Raw genomic sequence first — 3,161 nt, 5'->3', positions numbered from 1 at the left:
GAATAAAATAAACTTGTATATTTTGAATTTTTTAGAAATAATAAAATCATATTGTTATCTTAGATTGCAACAATTATATTGTTAAAGTTAGAGTTTATTATGCCTGATATTTATATACTCAAGACAATATTGAGTCAGTATTTTAAGCCCAGCCCTTAATCATAATACTACCAATAAAAAATATTACAAATGTTTCCCTTAATCTATTAGTTTAGTAGAATATGATGAAATTTAAAGGATATCAGTAAAGATTCAAAGCATAACTACAAAATAAATAATCTTGGGTCCTTTAGAAAGAGAGAAGATGAACTATTGAAAAGGTTTTTGTAATAAAATTAATACCAAAACCGAGAGAGAGCCAATTTAATAAAGTAATTTATCCCGATTTTACATCATGGCTTAAAAAAGATTAACTTTTATTCTAATTTCAAAACCAGAGAATAAAATATATTGATAATATCAGTAAACATTTCATATTTTATTAACTTTATTGCAAGATAGTAAAAACTATTTAGAAAATAGTCGCCTTATTCAACAACTTAAATACAAAAAAGATAGGAGTCAAAATAACCTTCTTAAATAAAGTAGAAATAATGATAATTTCATAAAAAGCAGTCAATAAGGCAATCAACGGGCACTTTTTGAAAAATATAAGACCAGAATAAATCATTAACAGATATAATCTCATAGTCATTTTATTTTTAAAATAAGTTTTAGTTAACTTCTCTTACACATACTACATTATACACTATACTCATCGGTTCTATTAAATCGTCTCCACCATATACTTCAAAAGCATATGCGCTATTACCAGTATTGATGGTTGATGACCAGTATCTACCATATTTTATATTACTAAAAATTTTTTTTATCGCCGGATTAAATTTTGAAAAATCAGTGATAGTTAAAAACTCATGTCTAGTAGGTAGTCTCCAGTCACTAAAGCCAGCATACTGTAAATTTTTGCAATACTCTTTTGCTTTGTTCCAGTCTAACATAGGAGAAGTATTATCTTGCCACATTAGTTTATCAAAAATCTTATCTTTACAAGTAATAGTATCATTGTTAGAGTCTCTGTCACATCTTGTGTTTAGTGCTTCTTGCCTACTGACTGCATTTAAATCAAGATGTCCACATCCGACAAATATGAACAAAATAGTTGCAAAAAATAGTATTTTTTTAAAGTACATATTTACTCCCTTTATTTGTTTATATCACGAACACATCTAACTGCCAGCGGAGGTCTTGGATGTGAATCAATATAAGAAACCGCTTTAATAATAGTTCCATTAGGTTTTCTGGCATCTAGAGTGCTTGACCAGTATGCTTTGGTTTCACTTAAATTTTTAAATGTATCAGCTATCATTGGATTTGATTTGCTATTGTCTACTGTGGTTTCCAACTCAATCAAAACAGGCATTCTCCAATCCTTAAAACCTGCATAATTTAATCTTTTGCAATAATTATTTGCTTCTTCTAGATTATTTGCCAAGGCTATACTTTTACCATCCTGCCACATTAAATTTGTAGTAGGATCTATGACTACATCAAGTTTGCCATCTCTGTAAAATTTTGCCTGGTATGCTTTAAACCTCTTACTAATGCCTTCTTCTTTTAGCTTTGCCATTCTCTCCATATCATGACGCTTTTGTATCTCTTTTTGTTTTGTTTTTTCAGCTTCAATGATTTTTCTTTGGCGTGCTTCTTCTGCATTTTTTAGTTCGCGTTGTCTTTTTGCCTCGGCTGCTTTTTCTTTGGCATGTTTTTTTCTTTCATAACCTTCTTTTGTCATTGAAACATTATCTGCATTGACAACAATAGGCTGTCGAACCCCATCTCCAACACTAGCCTTGATCTCACCATAAGATATGTAATCATCATCTTGATAGACCACTAAAACTTTATGCTTGCCAGCCGATACATTAACAATAAGTGCTGAATTCTCTTGGGTCTGACCTTTATAAACATCGTCTATATATACTTTTCCGCAACCTTTTATAACTAGACTAGAAAGTGCTTCAGTAAGAGAACCTTTTGGTTCTTTAATTTTTGGTGCCCCAAGTGAACCAAAAACGCTAATAAGTCCACCCAGAATAGCATAAGTGCCATAAATGGCCATATCTGTACGCATCACTTCATTGCGATACTCCTCATCTCCTATCATCCTAAGAGAGTTATATGTTTTGCCAACAATAGCAAGTTGAGAGTTTGCTAGCATTAAACTAGGTAAAGTTATACACAAAATATAAATAAAAAATGTTTTCATTACAAAATCCTTTAAAATGCTTTAATTAACTAAAAATATATTTTAGAAAGAAACCTACTACTGCAAACGCTATAACACCACAAGCAAATTTATAATATGACTTGTAAAAACTAATAAAATTCACAAATAAAAAACCTAGAATATACAGCAAATCTGCATTAGGGTCTTGACTTTTACGAATATATAGAAATAGCATTGCAAATAATATAATAGAAGCAGTTATAAGTATCTTATGAATTTTACCAAAATCTTTACTAAAGATATTAAATACATGAAGAAAAGAACCGACTATAAGAGCTCCGCTTATGTATCCTAACTCCAACTCTAGTTGATATTTACAAATAGAATATAAAATTAACCCAGATATGAAAAAAATCAAAGGTTTTTCAAATATTATCAAGATAGTGTCAAAAATTCCTTGAGCGGCATCTGGAAGTTTTTTACCAATTTCCAAATCAGTTTGGGTTACTTTACCAGTCCCTCCACATACAGGACAGTTTTTGTCTGCTCTTATAAATCCATATCCTTGACAATACCTACATTTTATCTCTCTAGTTACCATATAGAACCTATCTTTTTAAAATTAGTTATTCTATATAAAATCTTCTTATTCTATTTTTAACTTTATATTTTATGTTTATTTTTAATTAAAAAGCCTCGCAGAGCCGAAAGGTTTAGATATTTCTAGGCCTTTGAGCAATAACTAGACAATCTTTTTATTAAAAATACCTCAAAGTTACATAAAATCATAAAATACTATTTGTATAAAATAGACAAGCTTAATCATGATATATAAACTAAATTAGCAATGTAACAAATAGACCAAATTTTTACTTTTTTAATACTGCTCTTAAAAATGTTAAATTTTGCCTTTTTACAAAAGACTTAGATAAGG

At 29.4% G+C, this 3,161-nt stretch carries 3 protein-coding genes; all 3 read right to left on the bottom strand.

The features are described from left to right. Nucleotides 1–713: 713 nt before the first annotated feature. Genes CYP05_RS09365 through CYP05_RS09355 form a run of 3 tightly spaced genes read right to left on the bottom strand, consistent with a single transcriptional unit; the run spans nt 714 to nt 2,828 of the window. Nucleotides 714–1,190 (bottom strand): DUF1566 domain-containing protein, encoded by a 477-nt coding sequence (locus CYP05_RS09365; protein ID WP_103642732.1) that lies wholly within the window; start codon nt 1,188–1,190, stop codon nt 714–716. Between the two features lie 11 nt (nt 1,191–1,201). Further along, entirely contained in the window at nt 1,202–2,266 is a 1,065-nt protein-coding gene (locus tag CYP05_RS09360) for a DUF1566 domain-containing protein (protein ID WP_103642731.1), read from the bottom strand. 25 nt (nt 2,267–2,291) lie between these two features. Continuing rightward, entirely contained in the window at nt 2,292–2,828 is a 537-nt protein-coding gene (locus CYP05_RS09355; RefSeq protein WP_103642730.1) for a hypothetical protein, read from the bottom strand. Between the last annotated feature and the right edge of the window lie 333 nt (nt 2,829–3,161).

The sequence above is a fragment of the Campylobacter concisus genome (assembly GCF_002913545.1).
Taxonomy (GTDB): Bacteria; Campylobacterota; Campylobacteria; order Campylobacterales; family Campylobacteraceae; genus Campylobacter_A; species Campylobacter_A concisus_AV.
This window is presented reverse-complemented; position numbering and strand designations above follow the sequence as displayed.

Coding starts and splice junctions, on each gene's coding strand:
- CYP05_RS09365 (WP_103642732.1), bottom strand. CDS start 1,190: ATGTACTTTAAAAAAATACTATTTTTTGCAACTATTTTGTTCATATTT.
- CYP05_RS09360 (WP_103642731.1), bottom strand. CDS start 2,266: ATGAAAACATTTTTTATTTATATTTTGTGTATAACTTTACCTAGTTTA.
- CYP05_RS09355 (WP_103642730.1), bottom strand. CDS start 2,828: ATGGTAACTAGAGAGATAAAATGTAGGTATTGTCAAGGATATGGATTT.